17 protein-coding genes are annotated in these 15,884 nt (G+C 71.0%); 2 read left to right on the top strand and 15 right to left on the bottom strand.

Features of this window, described 5'->3' with window-relative positions; translation table 11 throughout:
* The coding region (locus tag IRZ18_00430) for a hypothetical protein (protein MBX5475578.1) at positions 1-326 on the bottom strand (326 nt) is incomplete at its 3' end.
* 77 nt (positions 327-403) lie between these two features.
* Complete coding sequence (locus IRZ18_00425) at positions 404-1,153, bottom strand: FtsQ-type POTRA domain-containing protein (protein MBX5475577.1); 750 nt, start codon at positions 1,151-1,153, stop codon at positions 404-406.
* Positions 1,154-1,294: 141 nt separating this feature from the next.
* Here IRZ18_00425 and IRZ18_00420 point away from each other — a divergent pair, with 141 nt between their 5' ends.
* Positions 1,295-2,545, top strand: coding sequence for an MFS transporter (locus tag IRZ18_00420; GenBank protein MBX5475576.1), 1,251 nt, complete (start codon positions 1,295-1,297; stop codon positions 2,543-2,545).
* A 6-nt stretch (positions 2,546-2,551) separates the two neighbouring features.
* Here IRZ18_00420 and IRZ18_00415 read toward each other — a convergent pair whose 3' ends face one another.
* The 13 genes from IRZ18_00415 to IRZ18_00355 form a co-directional block, all read right to left on the bottom strand.
* Entirely contained in the window at positions 2,552-2,872 is a 321-nt protein-coding gene (locus IRZ18_00415; GenBank protein ID MBX5475575.1) for a hypothetical protein, read from the bottom strand.
* On the bottom strand, positions 2,865-3,272 hold the full coding sequence (gene fliS, locus IRZ18_00410) for a flagellar export chaperone FliS (GenBank protein ID MBX5475574.1): 408 nt from the start codon (positions 3,270-3,272) through the stop codon (positions 2,865-2,867). The genes IRZ18_00415 and fliS overlap by 8 nt, the downstream gene beginning before the upstream one ends.
* Complete coding sequence (locus IRZ18_00405; GenBank protein ID MBX5475573.1) at positions 3,265-3,588, bottom strand: hypothetical protein; 324 nt, start codon at positions 3,586-3,588, stop codon at positions 3,265-3,267. Before IRZ18_00405 ends, fliS begins: the two co-directional genes overlap by 8 nt.
* Before the next feature lie 28 nt (positions 3,589-3,616).
* Positions 3,617-5,089: a flagellar filament capping protein FliD gene (fliD, locus tag IRZ18_00400; GenBank protein ID MBX5475572.1), complete on the bottom strand. Its 1,473-nt coding sequence runs from the start codon at positions 5,087-5,089 to the stop codon at positions 3,617-3,619.
* A 45-nt stretch (positions 5,090-5,134) separates the two neighbouring features.
* On the bottom strand, positions 5,135-6,598 hold the full coding sequence (locus IRZ18_00395) for a HAMP domain-containing histidine kinase (protein ID MBX5475571.1): 1,464 nt from the start codon (positions 6,596-6,598) through the stop codon (positions 5,135-5,137).
* Complete coding sequence (locus tag IRZ18_00390; GenBank protein MBX5475570.1) at positions 6,595-7,281, bottom strand: response regulator transcription factor; 687 nt, start codon at positions 7,279-7,281, stop codon at positions 6,595-6,597. Before IRZ18_00390 ends, IRZ18_00395 begins: the two co-directional genes overlap by 4 nt.
* A gap of 3 nt (positions 7,282-7,284) precedes the next feature.
* Positions 7,285-7,866 (bottom strand): TetR/AcrR family transcriptional regulator, encoded by a 582-nt coding sequence (locus tag IRZ18_00385; GenBank protein ID MBX5475569.1) that lies wholly within the window; start codon positions 7,864-7,866, stop codon positions 7,285-7,287.
* The gene (locus IRZ18_00380) at positions 7,863-9,053 is read right to left on the bottom strand and encodes a trypsin-like peptidase domain-containing protein (protein MBX5475568.1); all 1,191 of its coding nucleotides are present in this window, start codon (positions 9,051-9,053) and stop codon (positions 7,863-7,865) included. Before IRZ18_00380 ends, IRZ18_00385 begins: the two co-directional genes overlap by 4 nt.
* A gap of 111 nt (positions 9,054-9,164) precedes the next feature.
* Positions 9,165-9,608 (bottom strand): SH3 domain-containing protein, encoded by a 444-nt coding sequence (locus tag IRZ18_00375; protein ID MBX5475567.1) that lies wholly within the window; start codon positions 9,606-9,608, stop codon positions 9,165-9,167.
* A 55-nt stretch (positions 9,609-9,663) separates the two neighbouring features.
* Positions 9,664-11,040, bottom strand: coding sequence for a M20/M25/M40 family metallo-hydrolase (locus IRZ18_00370; GenBank protein MBX5475566.1), 1,377 nt, complete (start codon positions 11,038-11,040; stop codon positions 9,664-9,666).
* Between the two features lie 53 nt (positions 11,041-11,093).
* A complete protein-coding gene (locus IRZ18_00365; GenBank protein MBX5475565.1) occupies positions 11,094-12,026 on the bottom strand; it encodes an amidohydrolase in 933 nt (310 codons plus the stop codon).
* Positions 12,027-12,056: 30 nt separating this feature from the next.
* Entirely contained in the window at positions 12,057-13,304 is a 1,248-nt protein-coding gene (gene thiI, locus IRZ18_00360; protein ID MBX5475564.1) for a tRNA 4-thiouridine(8) synthase ThiI, read from the bottom strand.
* 19 nt (positions 13,305-13,323) lie between these two features.
* Positions 13,324-14,628 carry a cysteine desulfurase gene (locus tag IRZ18_00355; protein MBX5475563.1) on the bottom strand — a complete coding sequence of 435 codons (1,305 nt, stop codon included), beginning with the start codon at positions 14,626-14,628 and terminating at the stop codon, positions 13,324-13,326.
* Between the two features lie 63 nt (positions 14,629-14,691).
* Between IRZ18_00355 and IRZ18_00350 the strand changes: the two genes are divergently transcribed.
* Positions 14,692-15,879: a P-loop NTPase gene (locus IRZ18_00350; GenBank protein MBX5475562.1), complete on the top strand. Its 1,188-nt coding sequence runs from the start codon at positions 14,692-14,694 to the stop codon at positions 15,877-15,879.
* The last annotated feature ends 5 nt before the right edge of the window (positions 15,880-15,884 follow it).

Below are 15,884 nucleotides of genomic sequence, written 5' to 3'. Positions count from 1 at the left end.
GCCCGGACGTCCTCCCGGCGCACCCGTCCCTCGGGGAGCGGAACGGCGACCTCGGCGACCTCCGCATGGACGTCCGCTCCGGCGACGCCCAGCCATACGGGCGGCGCCGCCGCCACACCCGCGCAGGCGCGTTCCACGGCCAGCCGGATGCTCCGGGCGACGGTCTCCGCGTCCGTCGCCTGCCCCTTGCGCAGGCCGCGGGTCGTGGCTTGTCCGTGGCCGGCGAGCCGGACGCCCGAACGGTGCCGCTCCGCCACCAGGGCCAGCGTCTTCGTCGTGCCCAGGTCCACGGCGGCGACCCACGGGGTTCCATTCACGTCCTGCACAGTTCGCCCCCCAATGCGAGACGTGGCCTTGTTCCGCGCACCCGCTCCCGATCCCTTCTGCGCCGGCGCGCTGCCGCTCATCCGCCGTCGACGGCGGGAGGGGGCGGGAGGTCGTCCTGTGGATCGACCGGCCGCACGACGGGTTCATCCGGGTCCACGACGCTGATGTAGAGCGCCTGCGTGCCCTGCTGCTTCATCGCGCTCAGAAGGCCGGAGAGGACCGACAGCTGCCGCTTGGCGTCGGGGACAAGGCCGAGTTGCACCGGCGTGCGGTCCGCCAGGTAGAGGACGATCGAGGTGTCGGCCTCGATGTGGATCTCCGCGACGTCGATCTCCGGGAACGAGCGCGCGGCGGCGGCGACTTGGACGGCCCTGGAGAGGCCCGCCGACTGGACGATGGCGCGCGGGCGCAGGTCCTCGCGCGCACCCGTGACCAGCGGCAGCCGGGCGTCGACCCCTCGCCCCACGCGCATCACGGCGCCCGACGCGTCCACCTCCGCCACCTGTCCGGACGGCAGGATCACTTCCGCCACCGGCTGGCGCTCCACGATCTCGATCTTCAACGTGTCCGGCCAGCGCTTGACGACGCGCACGGACGCGATCATCGGGTCTTCAAGCAGGCGCGCGGCGACGTCGCCGGCCCGGATCTTCCAAAGCGGCACCTGATGCCGGATGGCCGCCTCGGACACGACCTGCTCCGCGGTCAGCTCCGAGAGGCCGCTCACCTGCACGTGCGTGACGAGGAGGGCCGGGCTTCGCAACAGGAGAAACGCGCCGATCAGCGCCAGCGTCGCCGCCAAAAGTCCGAAGGCGCGTCGCGCGGTCATGGCCCGTCCCCTGATCCTTCTCGGCGCATAGCGGCTCGCCATCGCGCTCATGTTACTACCGTTGCAAGCGCGGAGAGGAGTCCCGTCTTGAAGCGCCTGTCCGTCCTGTCCTTCGTGGCGATCGCGTCCGTTCCCTTTGTGATGGTCCTCTCGAATTCCATGCTCATTCCGGTGCTCCCGGCGATGCAGCGAGCGCTGAACGTGAGCCTGTTCCGCATCGGCCTGCTCATCACCGCGTTTTCCATCGCCGCGGCGCTCGTCATCCCGGTCGGGGGCTACCTCTCGGATCGCTGGGGCCGCAAGGCGATCATCGTGCCTGCGCTGTTCCTGTTCGGACTGGGCGGCGGCATCGGAGGCGTCGCGCCGCTCGTCTCGGCCCATCCGTACCCCTGGATCCTGGCGGGCCGCGTGCTGCAGGGCATCGGCGGCGGCGGCCTGTATCAGGTCGCGATGGCGCTCGTCGGCGACCTGATCCGGGGCCGGCAGCGAACGAAGGCGCTCGGGGCGCTCGAAGCGTCGAACGGCCTGGGCAAGGTGCTGAGCCCGATCATCGGCGCCGCGGCCGCGCTGATCGTGTGGTACGCCGCCTTCTTCGTGTACCCTGTCCTCGCCTGGCTGGCGGCACTGGCCGTCTGGTTCTGGGTCGAGGAACCGCCGCGCGGCGAGCGCGCCCGCCAACCGCTGCGGCAAAACCTTCAGAATCTCAAGGACACGTGGTCGTCCAAGGGCGTGTCCCTGTCCGTGGCCTTCCTCGCCGGCTCCCTGGCCATCTTCTTCCTCTTCGGGGTGCTGAGCGACTATTCGGACCTCCTCGAGCAGCCCTACGGGATCGTCGGGTTCGTGAAGGGGCTCGTCATCGCCATACCGGTGGCGGTCATGGCCGCGACGTCATACGTGTCCGGCACCGTACTGCAGCGGCACCTCGCACGGTGGGCGAAGGTCGTCGTGGCCGTGGGCCTCGGTCTCGTCGCCTTGGCGTTCGTGGGCATGTACGTCTTCTTCCGCGATCTCTACCTTCTGACGGCGTCGATCGCGCTCATGGGGCTCGGCAACGGCCTCATCCTGCCCGCCCTGAACACGATGATCACGAGCGCCACCGGCAGCGCCCAGCGCGGCACCGTCACCTCCCTCTACGGCACGGTGCGCTTCGTCGGCGCCGCCGCCGGGCCGCCCGTGTTCAGCGTGGTCGTCGACTGGGGAAGGAGCGTCACGTTCCTCGGCGCCGCCGCACTGTCGGCCGTCGCCCTGGTCATGAGCCTCCTTTGGATCGACAAGGAGAAGATGTTGCCGCCCGAAACGGGCGAAGGAGGGCGGTCGCGCCCGAGCCGCGTCAAACGGGCGCGCTTCGAGCGTCCAAGAGCCCCGGCGGACAAGACCGTGCTCCGGTCGTGAGCGCCCTCAGCCGGAGCGGTCGAGCCACCGGCCCTCACCCGGCGGCGCCGCCAGCGCCTCGCGCGCCGCGGCGGCCCGGTCCAGCTCGGCGGCGACCTCCCCCTGCCACGCGCGAAACCGGGCGACGTTCGCCTCGTGAGCGGCCTTGACGGCCGTCCACAGGCGTGCCGCCTCCGCGTCAGCGCCGGGTGACAGGGCTTCAAGCTCCACCTGCAAGACGCTCAGGTGGTCGACGAGCGCCGCCGCGCCGGCCAGATCGCGCCGTTCCAGGCAGCGGGCGAGTTCCTCCTCCACCGCCAACCAGCGCCGCGCCAGGGACTCAGCCATGGACCGCCATGCCGGCGTCGCCCGCCCGCGCCGCCGGGCCGAAGGCCGCCGCCCAGGCGTCGCGGATCGGCTCGAGCGCCTCGAGCGCCGCGCGGCCCGCCTCCGCGTCCGCGTCGATGTTGGCGCGCACCAGCCGCCAGTAGGCGAAGTCGTACAGGGCTTCGAGCCGCGACGCCAGGTCGGGCGCGGCCTCGCGGTTGAGCGCCGCGCGCAGCGCCTGCACGACGTCCTGCGCGCGCAGGAGCCGGTCCCGTGCCGCGTCCCGCCGCCCGGCCTCCAGGTCGGCGACGCCCGCGCGGGTCTCGGCGACGGCCCTCCGCAGGAGCATGTCGATCAACGCGACGGGGGACGCCGACTGAACGAGGCTTGCCCGATAGGCTTGGATCGACGTCTCAAGCACGGATCTCATCCTTTCCGTCAGCCAGAGCTTTGCGGACCTCGCGTTCCCAGTCGTGGAGGCGGGCGGTCGCCGTGTCGGGGGGAATCTGGGCGACGACGCGCCCCGTCGACACTTCGCGGACGACGATGACGGGACGGCCCATGTTGGGGTCGTAACTCACGCCGACGATCACCGGCAGGTGCGCCAGATGCTGCGCCAACGCCTCCCTTGCCGCGGCCACCGCTCCGACCTCTCGGGAAGGCGAGCCGCCTGCGGGGCCGGCCGCAACGTCCGGCGCGGGATCCCATGCGGGACCGGACGGCGGTCGAATGGCCACATCGTTCCCTCCTTCCGACGGAGCGGGGTCAGCCGTTCGACTGACCCGACTGCTGCATGAACAGCGCGCTGAGCGCCATGCCCAGCGACTGGGCCTGGCTCTGCAAGCGGCTGATGGCCTCCTCCATCCGGTTGAACTGGTCGCGCAGCATCTGCTCCCGCCGCTGCAGGAACTCCCGCATCGAGTCGGCACGGTCCTGCAGCGCCTTGATGCGGCCGTCCCAGGACTTCGCGGCCGCGTCCAGGATGCCGCCCGTCTTCAGCCACGCGTCCGTGTCGTCGACGATCCTCGCGGCCACGCCGGTGCCTGCGGTGGCGAAGAGGGCTTTCACCGACGCGGGATCCTGGTTCCAGGCGTCGCGGAACTTGGCCGTATCCAACTGCAGCGTGCCGTCGACCGACTGCGTGATCCCGATCTGCGCCAGCGTCTGGAACGTGCCGGCCGCGCTCACCCACGCCTGGACGTCGTCGCTCAGCCGGCTCTGGCCGAGCAGCAGGTCCATGTTGCCGAGCAGCGGGCCGCCCTGCTTCGTCTGCGGGTCGTACTTGGTGTCCGTCCGGATCGTCTTCACGAGGTTGTTGAACGCGTCGACGAACTTCTGGACGTTGCGTTCCACCGCGGATTCGTCCGGCGTGAGCGTGAGCGTCACCTGGTCGTTCTGCTTGAGGTTCTTCAACGTGATCGTGACGCCGGGGATGGCGCCGGTGATCGTGTTCGAATCGGAGACCATGGCGACGCCGTTGATCACGAAGTGCGCGTCCTGCGCGCGCTGCTTCACGGCGGAGGCCTGCGCGCGGGTGTCCGTCGTCGAGGCGAGGATGCCGAGATCGACGAACAGGGAAACGCCGCCGGTCGTCGACGACGTCTGGTCACCGTAGGTGATGGCGTTCGCCGCGCCCGTCTTCGTCGACAGCAGTTGCAGCGCCATGTGCGTCGTCCCGGTGGTCGCGTCGTAGACCTGCAGCACGCTGGCCTTCACGTGCGTCGTCGCCGTCTGGTCGTTGATGATCGCCGCGATCTGGTTCAGCCCCTCGGAGCCGTTCAGCGTGAACGTCGTCCCGTTCAGCGTGAACGTGCCGGTGTAGCCGAGGGCCGCGTTCGGGTCGGTGATCGAGGCGGTCGTGGACACGTCCTGCTCCGCGCGAGCCATCGGGTCGGTGATGCCCTGTTGCGCCAGGTACGCCTGGTCGGCCTGGATGGTGTAGGTCCCTGCGGTGGCGCCGTCGCCTGCGGTCGCGTCGAGGACCGCGGCATCCGAAACGGCGACCTGCTGGGGATCCCACGCCGTGTCCCCGGTCAGCGCGTCCGCCGCGTCGTGGAGCGCCTGGAACAGGCCGCGCAGCGGGTTCCACGCGTTCTCCTGCTGCTTCAGGGCATTGATCTGGCTGTTGAGCAGGTTCAGGGGCTGGCTTTCAAAGGCGATGATCTTGTCGATGAGCGACGAGGTGTCGATTCCCGTGGCGATGCCGCTGATGCCCAACTGGGGTCCCAGCGATGACATGGCTGCGCCTCCCTACCCCGTTTTCGTGAGGCGGGGGCGCATTGTTTACACCGAGGCGGGCAGGGATGCCGGCGAGGACGGCAGGGTGAACCAGAAGCGGGAGCCCTCCCCCAGCCGGCTCTCCACGCCGACCTGGCCGCCGTGCAGCTCGACGAGCTGCCGGACGATGGACAGCCCCAGGCCCGTCCCGCCGCGCTGCCGTTTGGAGCGCACGCGGGATCGGTCCACGCGGTGGAAGCGCTCCCAAATGAGGTCCAGCTCCTCCTCCGGGATGCCCTCTCCCGTGTCGATCACCTCGAAGCGCACCCAGTCCGCGTCGCCGCGCACGCGAAGCTCGACGCGGCCGCCGTCGTCCGTGTGGTCCACGGCGTTGTCGAGGAGATTCGTGAGGATCTGCTGCAGTCGTTCCGGGTCGGCGTACACGGTCGGGGAGCCCTCGGCAGCGACCTCGACCGTCACGCCGAGGGACGTCGCGCGGGGTTCCACGCCGAGCACCGCGCGGCGGGCCGCGTCGACGGCGGAGACGAACTCCGGCCGGATCGTGACCTTGCCGGCGTCGAGGCGCGAAAGGTCGAGGAGGTCGGCGACGAGGCGGGACAGCCGCTCCGTGTCCTGGCGCATCAGCTCCAGATACCGGGCGGCCTGGTCCGGGGGAATCGTCCCGTCTTCGAGCAGTTCGATGAAGCCTGCCAGCGAGGCAAGGGGCGCGCGGAACTCGTGCGAGACGTTCGCGACGAACTCCCGCCGCATGCGCTCCAGCCGGCGCTGTTCCTCGAACGTGCGGCCGATCGCCTCCGCCGCGTGGTTGAAGGCGCGGGCCAGCTGCTGAAGTTCCTCCGGCCCCTCCACGGCGACCCGCTCGTCGAGATCCCCCTGCGCCAGCCTCCCGGCCGCCTGCGCCATGCGTTCGAGCGGCCGCCCGACGCTTCGCGAGAAGGCCGCCGCCAGCGCGGCCGAGATCGCGAGCGCGATCGCGAGGGCCCAGATGAGGCGACGCCGGGCGTCGCGCACCGTCGCCTGGATGTCCACGAGCGGCCGGTGAAGGATCACGGCGCCCAGCGTCTCGCGCCCGACCGTCACCGGCACGGCGACGGCGATGGACGGCGTCGACAGGCCGAAGCTCTGCCCCCAGCCCATCACGGTGCGGCCGCGCAGCACCTGCTCCACGGCGTCGCGCGTGAGGCGGACGCCCACAAGGTCCTTGCCTGCGGGCGTCGCCGCCAGCACGACGCCGACGCGGTTGATGACGATCGGCTGCGACGGCACGAACGGCCCGACCACCTCAAGCATGCTGCTGAGCGACTCGGGCGAGCTTCCGCTCAAGAGCGAGACCTGGACGAGCCGGGCGATGTTGCGGCCGTCGCGCAGAAGCTCCTGCTGCTCCGAGCTGATGAGGTAGGATTGGTAGAAGTACGTGAGCGCCAGCGACGCCACGAGCAGCGTCAGCACGCAGGCGGCGAGGTACGAGAGCAACAGGCGGCCGTAGAGGCGGCTTGGCCACCACTTCACGGCTCTCGCCCTTCCGGCGAAAACCGGTAGCCCACGCCCCACACGGTCTCGATGAAACGGTGGTTCTGCCGCCCGGCCGTCTTTTGGCGGAGCCGCTTGACGTGCTCGTCCACCGTGCGGGCGTCGCCTTCGTAGTCCCAGCCCCAGACCCGGTCGAGGAGCTGGTCGCGGGTGAAGACCTGGCCGGGATGGCGCGCCATGAAAGCCAGGAGTTCGAACTCCCGCGGCGCCAGCTGCACGTCCGCGCCGTCGACCTGCACGCGGTAAGCCGCCGTGTCGATGACGAGCCCCGGGTACCGCAACGTGACGCCCGTCTCCGTTCCCACGCGGCGAAGGAGCGCCTGCACCCGGGCCGCCAGCTGCCGCGGGCTGAACGGTTTGGTGACGTAGTCGTCGGCGCCCAGCTCCAGACCCCGGATCTCGTCGTCCTCCTCGCCGCGCGCCGTCAGCATGAGGATGGGGACGCGCGACTGCTCGCGAATGCGGCGGCAGACGTCCCAACCGTTGATCTTTGGCAGCATGAGGTCGAGGATGACGAGGTCGGGCGACAGGACGGCGAAACGGTCGAGCGCCTCCGCGCCGTCCGCGGCCTGTTCCACGCGGAAGCCGCGCTTCTCAAGCGCCAGCCGGACGAGCTCGCGGATGTGGTCGTCGTCGTCGACGACAAGCACAAGCGGTCCCATGGCTCAATCCTGACCCAGCCGGACGCCGATGCCCCGCAGGTTGTACGTGATGATGCCGTCCGCCATCGCGGCCAGCGGCCGCGGCGCGGGCCGCGTGGCCCACTCCGACACGACCGCCCACACGGAGCCGAAGAGCGCGAGCGCGGTGAGCCGCGCGTCCTGCGGCGGGGCGTCGCCGTCCGCCACAAGTTCCTCCACGTAGCGGGCGATCACGTCCTCGAAGGCGTCGCGCAGCGCCTGTTGGCGGGCCAACGCCGTGTCCCCGGCCGTGGCCCCCTGCACGACGGTCACGCGCGTCAGCTCCGGGTGCCGCTCGAAGACGCCCAGCGCAGCGCGAAGCGCCGCGGCGATGCGGGCCGAAGCCCCGCGCGCGGAGCCGAGCGCTTCGCCCACGGCGTCCCACAAAAGCTGCGCCATGTGGTCCATCAAGGACAGGAACAGCTCTTCCTTCGAAGGAAAGTGGAAGTACAGGGCGCCCTTCGAAAGGCCGGCGCGCCGGGCGATGTCGTCCATGGTCGCGCGGAAGTACCCTTCCGCCGCGAAGACCTCCGCCGCGGCGGCGAGGATGCGCTGTCGGGTCGTCAAGGGGTTCCCTCCCGGCTCATCTCCGCGAGGCGCACGCGCACCGTCCGCTGCGCGCCGTTGCGCTGCAGGGCGACCTCCACGACGTCGCCGGGATGGTGCATCTCCAGCATCCCCAGCAGGTGGATGTAGTCGTTGACGGGCTGGCCATCAAAGGCGACGACGCGGTCGCCCACGCGGATGCCAGCGACGTCCGCGGGTCCGCCGCGGACGACGTCGGTGACGCGAAGCGAGATCTCCGGATCGCCCGTCAGCGGGTCGCGCCCCACGAAGGGGAACGAGACGCCCAGGTACGCGCGCCGCACGCTGCCGTACCGGACGAGGTCGTCCACCACGCGCTTGACGATGTTCGACGGGATCGCGAAGCCGATGCCCTCGACGGTGCTGGAGGCCGGCCCCTTCAGCGTGTTGATGCCGATCACGCGGCCGGAGACGTCCACGAGCGGCCCGCCGCTGTTGCCCTGGTTGATCGCCGCATCGGTCTGGATGAGCTGGGTCACCCTCTGGCGGGTGGGGTCGAACGCGACGTCCTCGTCCCCGGTGTAGCCGTACAGCGCCGGCCGGATGCCGCTCACGACGCCGGCGGTGACCGACCGCTGGTAGTCGAGGCCGAGCGGGTTGCCGATGGCGATGACGGGCTGGCCGACCTGCACCTTGTCCGAATCGCCGAACACGGCGACGCGAAGCGATTCGCGCGGGACGATCTTCAACACGGCGAGGTCCGTCTGCGGGTCGGTGCCGACGACGCTCGCGGGGACGCGCTGCCCGTCGGGCAGCTCCACCTGAAAGAAATTGCCGCCGGCGATGACGTGGTCGTTCGTGACGATGTAGCCCCGGCGGTCAAAGGTGACGCCGGTGCCGATGCTGGTGGCCACCGCCGAGCCCCAGAACGACGACTGGCGTTCCTGGCTGATGACGCCGACGACGGCCGGCCCCACTTCTCTTGCGACGGCGACGGCCGGCGCGTCGTCGAAGCCCGCGTTCGAGATGAGGGGCACCGGTTGCGGGCCGCGGCCGAGCGCCGCCGCGCCGGGCCAGATGGCGAGCGTGACCCAGACCCCGCCGGCGCCGCCCAGGAGCGCGCACGCCAACCCGAACGCCAGCCAGCGCGCGCCGCGACCCAGGGAGTCGCGCTGCGGTCCGCGGTGCGCGCGTCCAGGGGGCGAGTCCACGGGCGGGACTCCGGGCACGGAGGCTCCTCCGGCGGGCGGAGCCGGATTCTCAGGGTGCGATGCAGGACCCAAACACGGTTCCTCCCGGTCCATTCTCGCACCATTGTACCCGCTCGAAAGCGGGGAAACTCAGCGTTTCACGGGCTGCGTCAACACCTGCCACGCGGGCGTCTCCTGGGCCGTGCTCCCGCCCCGCTCGCAGGCGACGTAGTCCTTGAACACCCAGCCGCGCGTCCCGTCGGGCAGCTGGACGTTGGCCCAGTAGCCGCTGAAGTCGATGATGAGACAGGGCGTTCCGTACTTCAGCTGGCCGATCAGCGGATGGCCCGCGCCGGGACCCTGCCGCAACTTGACCTGGTCGTCCGTCACCTTGGCGAAGCACTGGAACCGGCTGGGCAACGGCGTCGTCATCAGCTCCAGAAACGACAGTTGGAAGCGCTGCGATTCCACCAGGTGCTTGACGAGCTCCCGCTCCACGTCCGTCGCGGCGGCGCCCGCCAGGGTTTCGTATTGGGTCCAGAGCGGCGCTTCCGCATCGTGCAGCGCCCTCGCCAGCTCTCGAAGCGAAGCCATGCGATCCCTCCCCGGTACGCCTCAACATATGCGCGCCGGGGCGGCGCCTAGACGTCTAGGACCGGGCGAACTCCTGCAGCAGGAGCGCCATGTGGTAGATGCCCTGCGCGTAGTCGCTGAGCCGGATGTTCTCGTCCGGCGCGTGCGCGCGGCTGTCCCAGTACCCGCAGCCCGCGCTCACCATGGGAATGCCCAGCGCGTGCCCGAGGGGGTACATGGGCCCGCTGCCGGCGCTCGTGACGTGGACGCGCGCCGGCTTGCCGTACGCCTTCTCCGCCGTCTCGGCCACGAGGCGGACGAAGGGGTCGTCGACCGGCGTGCGGTACGCCCGTTCGGCGCTGAGGAGCGTGAGACGGATGTCCTCGAAACCGTGCTCGTCGAGGAACTTCCGGAGCTTCTGGAAGACATCGTGCGGGTCCTGGCCCGGCACGAGGCGGAAGTCCACCTTCGCGCGGGCCACCGCAGGCAGCACCGTCTTCGGGCCGGGCCCCTGGTAGCCGCTGTCCAGGCCGCAGATGGTGCAAGTCGGGCCGAAGAGAAGCGCCTCGCGCGCGGCGTCGTCCCCTTCGACGGTGAAGGACGCGATGCCCAGGTTCTGCCGCAGGCGCTCGGGGTTCCACGGCACGCGCCGGACGGCGGCGCGCTCGGCCTCCGTGGGCGGCTGGATGCCGTCGTAGAACCCCGGGATGCGCACCCGGCCATCGGGGCCCTTGATCGCGTTCAGCGCCCACACGAGACGCCACGCCGGGTTGGGGACGATCGCGCCGATCGACGAGTGCTGGTCCCGGTTCGCGCCGCGCGCCTCCATTTCCACGTAGCACAGCCCCTTGAGCCCCAGGGTGAGCTCGGGATGGCCTTCCTGGTCGACGCCGCCGAACTCCCAGATGCAGGCGTCGGCCCGCAGGCGGCCCTTGTGCTTCTCGACATAGGCGTCGAAGTGGACGCTGCCGATCTCCTCCTCGCCTTCCACGAGGAACTTGACGCGGCAGGGTAGCTCGCCGCGCAGCCGGCGCACGGCGCGGATGGCGGCGATGCGCGCCATGAGCGGGCCCTTGTCGTCCGAGACGCCGCGGGCGATGAGCTTGCCGTCCCGGATGGCGCCTTCCCAGGGCGGCGTGGACCAAAGCTCGAGCGGCTCAGCCGGCTGCACGTCGTAGTGGTTGTAGAAGAGCAGCGTGCGGTCCGACGCCCCGCCGAACTCCGCGAACACGGCCGGCGCGGCGTCCGGGAGGCGCCAGATCTCGACCGTGTCGGCTCCGGCTTCCCTGAACAGCGCGGCCGTCAGCTGGGCGCACTCCTCCATCCCGAACGACTGGGCCGCGACGGAAGGCTGGCGCACCAGCCGGATGAGATCGCCCAGCGCCTGCGGCCATTCCTGGCGCACGGCCTCGGCGAGCTCAGGGCTGGCCTCCTTTTGCAGAAGCTGGGGCATGGGCACGTCCGCTCGGGTCACGGGGCGCTCTCCTTCCCTGGCCGGGAGCGGCTTCAGCCGTCGATGCGGTACAGCCGCGCGGCGTTCCCGGCGAAGATCTTCTGGATGTCTTCTTCAGGAAGCCGCAACTCCCTTGCGGCCCGCACCTGAAGCTCGAGGTACTGGTGCACGAAGCCGCGAGGCCGCCAGGAGGAGTCCGTGCCGAAGAGAATGCGGTCAGGGCCGATGAGCTCGTAGAACTTGCGCAGGGCCGTCTTCACGTCCATCGGGTACGGCATCCAGTCCATCCACTGGTTGGATCCGGACGTGTCGACGTAGATGTTGGGCAGCGCCCAGCACAGCTGCAAAAGGTCCCACATGTAACTGCAACCGAAGTGCGGGATGATGAACGGGATGTCGAGGAACTCCCGCGCGACCGGCTCCAGCGTGAGGGGGCTCATCCGCGGGTGGTACACGACGCCCCCGCCGTGGCCGAGCGTGCCGAAGTGACAGAGGACCGGGAGGCGCCGGTCGGCGAGGTACTGCCAGATCGGGCGCAGCCGCGGGTCCTCGAACGGGATCGGCATGCGGGGACCGAACATCTTCAAGCCGCGCAATCCGTGGACTTCGACGGCCTCCTGCAGCCGCTCCAGCGCGCCGTCCTCGTAGATGGGCTCGTGGCTCAGGCCGATGAAGCGGTCCGGGTGCAGCCGCACGATGCGCGCGAGTTCCTCGTTGCCGCCGCCGGTCACCCAGATGATGCGTTCCACGCCCCACCGGTCGAGGTCCGCCACATAGGCGTCGGCGTACGCGCGGATCTCCTCGTCCGTGGCCGCTGGCGGCTGCGGGTCCGGGAAGTTCCACACCTTTCGCATGCGCGCCATGCGCTCCCGATTGTACGCGGCGATCGCGGGATGGGTCTCCTGGGCAGGAGCGCCCGGCCGCGGCCGGGCCACCGGAAAGTGAGCGTGGCTGTCGATGATCCGCAATCCTTGGTACGGCAAAATGGTCGCCTCCTCAACGCTTCCACGGACCTTCTACCGCGCCGGCGACGCCGTCTCCTGTCCCATCCGCCCGGCCGGTGCCGGGCCGAGCCGCTCCCGCGCCGTCCGGGCCACCGCCTCGGCGACCAGCGCCTCGACGTCGAGGCGCTCCTCCGCGCGCCGGCAGTCGTCGATTCGCGGCCGCGTGGCCGGGTTGCGCGGGACGAACACGCTGCAGCAGTCGGGGAACGGCCGCACGCTGATCTCGTACGTGCCGATGCGCCGGGCCAGCTCGACGATCTCCGCCTTGTCGAGGCCCACGAGCGGGCGCAGGATGGGACGGTCGGCCACGTCCGCGATGGCGGCGATGCTCTCAATGGTCTGGCTTGCGACCTGGCCGAGGCTCTCCCCCGTGATGAGCGCGCCCGCCCCCACCTGATCGCCCAGGCGCTGGGCGATGCGCACCATGAACCGGCGCATGAGTACGGTGCCGAGCGGGTCCGGGGCGCGCTCGTAGATCTGCTGCGAGATCTCGGTGAACGGCACCGTGTAGAGTTCCAGGGGGCCGCACCAGACGGCGAGCGCCCGGCACAGGTCCCTCACTTTCTCCAGCGCCTTCTCCCCGGTGTACGGCGGGCTGTGAAAGTACACGGCGACAGGTTCCAGGCCGCGCTTCGCGAGGAGCCATCCCGCCACCGGGCTGTCGATGCCCCCGGACAGCAGCAGCATGCCCCTGCCGCCGGTGCCCAGCGGCAGGCCTCCGGGCCCGGGGTAGGTCTCCGCGTAGACGTACGCCCACTCGCGGACTTCCACTTGCACGACGGCGTCCGGCCGGCGCACGTCGACGGGCCAGTCGAGGCGCGCGGCCAGGGCGGCGCCCAGTTCCCGGGCGATCTCCGGCGATGTCTTGGGAAACGACTTGTTCGCGCGGCGGGCCTCGACCTTGAACGTGCGGGCGCCGCCGGACTTCGCCCGCCGGCCCAGCGCCTCCGCCGCCTCGACGAGCGCCCCCCAGTCCAGCGGCACGCGCCGGGCCGGGCTCACGGACACCACGCCGAACGTGCGCGTGAGCGCGAACAGCAGCCGCTCCCGCACGTCGTCCTCCTGCTCGTCGTAGTCCACGTAGATCCGCCCGTGCGCGAGCCGCACGCGCACGGGCGCGTCCGCGCCGGCGGCGCGCTCGATGGCCTCCGACAGGCGTCGTCTCAGCGCGTGTTCGAACGTTTGCCGGTTCGCGCCCTTGAGGCTGATCTCGCCGTAGCGCACGAGCATCGTGCCGCCCGGCTGGGCGGTGGCGTTCATCGCCCGTCCCCCTTCCGCGTCAACGTCCGCCGCTCCGGCCGCGGACGCGCGCGAACTTCAATAGGTTGGGCACCGTGGCCGCAAAGGCCTGCACGGCCCGTTCGACGTCCTCGTCGGTGGTGAAGCGGGATAGGCTCAGGCGCACGGCTCCCTGGGCGACCGCGTCGCTGCAGCCGATCGCCTTCAGCACATGGCTGGGGCGGGGATCGCGCGAGGTGCAGGCCGACCCCGTCGAGGCGAACACGCCGTGCTCCTCCAGCGCGTGGACGACGACCTCGCCCCGGAGACCGGGGAAGGAGACGTTAAGGATGTGCGGCGCCGCTTCCGCAAGCTCCGGGCCGTTGCGAACGATCTCGATCCCGGGGAGGCTCGCGCGCAACGCGTTCCAGAGGCGGGCCTTGAGCTCGCGCATGCGCGGCCAGGCTTCGACGAGGCCATCCAGCTCCCGGAGAGCCGCGCCAAAGCCCGCGATGCCGGGCACGTTCTCCGTGCCGGGACGCAGGTCGCGTTCCTGGCCGCCCCCCTGCGCGAGCGGCACGAGCCTCACGCCGCGCCTCACGTACAGGGCGCCCACGCCTTTGGGCCCGTGGATCTTGTGCGCGCTGAAGGAGGCGAGATCGGCGTGGCGGACCACCTCGCCGAGCGGCACCTTGCCGAGCGCCTGCACCGCGTCCGTGTGCAGCAGCGGCCGGTCCTCGCCGAAACTCGCAAGGACCTGCCCGATCGCCGCGATCGGTTGCACCGTCCCGATCTCGTTGTTGACGGCACCCACGGATACAAGAACGGTGTCCGGCCGGATGCGGGCCCGAAGTCCCTCCGGGTCCACGTACCCCTGCCCGTCGACCGGCAGGAAGTCGACCTCGAATCCTTCGGCCCTCAGGGCTTCCACCGCGTTCAGGACGGAGTCGTGTTCGATCGGCGAGACCAGCAGGTGGCGGCCGCGGCGAGCGCGCGCCCGCGCCGCCCCCTTCAGGGCGAGGTTGTTCGCCTCCGTGCCTCCGGAAGTGAAGACGAGCTCGTTCGGCGCCACGCCCAGCACGCGGGCCAGATCCGCCCTCGTGGCTTCGACGAGCCGCTCGGCCTCCAGCCCCATGGCGTGCAGCGATGAGGGATTTCCATACGCGTGCAGCAGCGCGTGGCGCACGGCGTCCGCCACGCTCTCTAACGCGCGGGTGGATGCGGCGTTGTCCAGGTAGACGGTCTCCAGCCCGATCGCCCCGTACCGCAGTATACCACCGCCGCGCCGCCCCCTCGGCCCAGGCCCGGCGCGCGCCCGCGGCGGGAGAGGGACGAAAGTCCCGGGCGCCTCCGACGGAAGGCGCATGGTGCCCGCGGCGGGACCGCGCTAGCGTGAGGCCTAGAGGGGAAAAAGGGCGGAGGACAGGCGATGGCGCGGACGGTCCGACTTCTCGTGGTGGATCCCGATGGTGCCGCGCGTCAGGCGCTCGCGGACCTGATGCGCCGCGAACCGCGGCTTGAGCTGGCGGGCATGGCCGCCTCAGCCGAGGAGGCCGCCCGGCACGCCTCGCACTCCCCGGTCGACGCGATCCTCATCGCCGTCGACCTGGTGGCGGACCCCGAGAGCCTCGCCGGCTTCGGGGACACGCCGGTCATCGCGATCGGCCGGGAGGCGCAGCCCGAGGTCATGCGGCGCGCCATGACGGCCGGCGCCCGCGACTTCCTCGTCTGGCCCTTCACCGCGCACGCCCTGCTGCAAGCGCTGGAGGACATCGGTCTCCTGGCCGTCCGGGACGCGGAGACGAGCCCTGTCGCCGTGGTCTCGGCGCGGGGCGGCTCCGGCAAGAGCATCGTCGCGTTGAACCTGGCCATCCTGCGCGCGCGCCGCGACGAACGCGAGGTGGCGCTGCTCGACCTGGACCTCGACAGTGGCTCCCTGGCGCTGTACGCCGGGGTGAAAGCGCAGGCCACGGTCGGCGACCTCCTCCGGCTGGGCGCCGCCATCGACAGCGACGCCCTGCGCAACGTCGCCGTGAAGGTGCCCGGCGTGCCCGTGCACTTGTTCGCTTCCCCGGCCGAGCCGGGAAGCTGGTCCAGCACGCCCGCGGAGGCGCTGCGCGGCTGGGTCGATCGCGTCGAGTCGACCTTCCCCTGCACCATCGTCGATCTGCCCGCGACGTTCGACGAGCGCACCCTCGCCGTGCTCGACGCTTGCGCCCGCGCGGTGTTCGTGACCCCGGCCGAGCTCCCCGCCCTCTACCACGCGGCGCGGTGGATGCGGCGGATCGGCGAGGAGATCGGATGGCCGCGCGAGAGGTTCATCGTCGTCTGCAACCGCACGCACCCGGAGATGAAGCTGCCGCCGAAGGCCGTCGTGGAGGCGCTCGCCACGCCCAATGTGGTTCAGGTCCCGTTCGACCCGACGGCGGCCTCCTCCGTACAGAGCGGGCAGGCGGTGGCCGGCCGGCGCAACCCCGTGCCGTTCGTACGCGCGCTTGAGCCCCTGCTGCAGGCGCTCGGCGCCGAGAGTGACAGGCGTGGCCCGGCCCAGGCACGAGCGTCGGCGCCACGCAGCGCGGACGTCCCGAACAACCTCGGCCCGGCCATGCCCTGGTAAGCCAT

It is taken from the genome of Clostridia bacterium (genome assembly GCA_019683875.1).
Classification (GTDB): Bacteria; Bacillota; Sulfobacillia; order RBS10-35; family Bu92; genus Bu92.
This window is presented reverse-complemented; position numbering and strand designations above follow the sequence as displayed.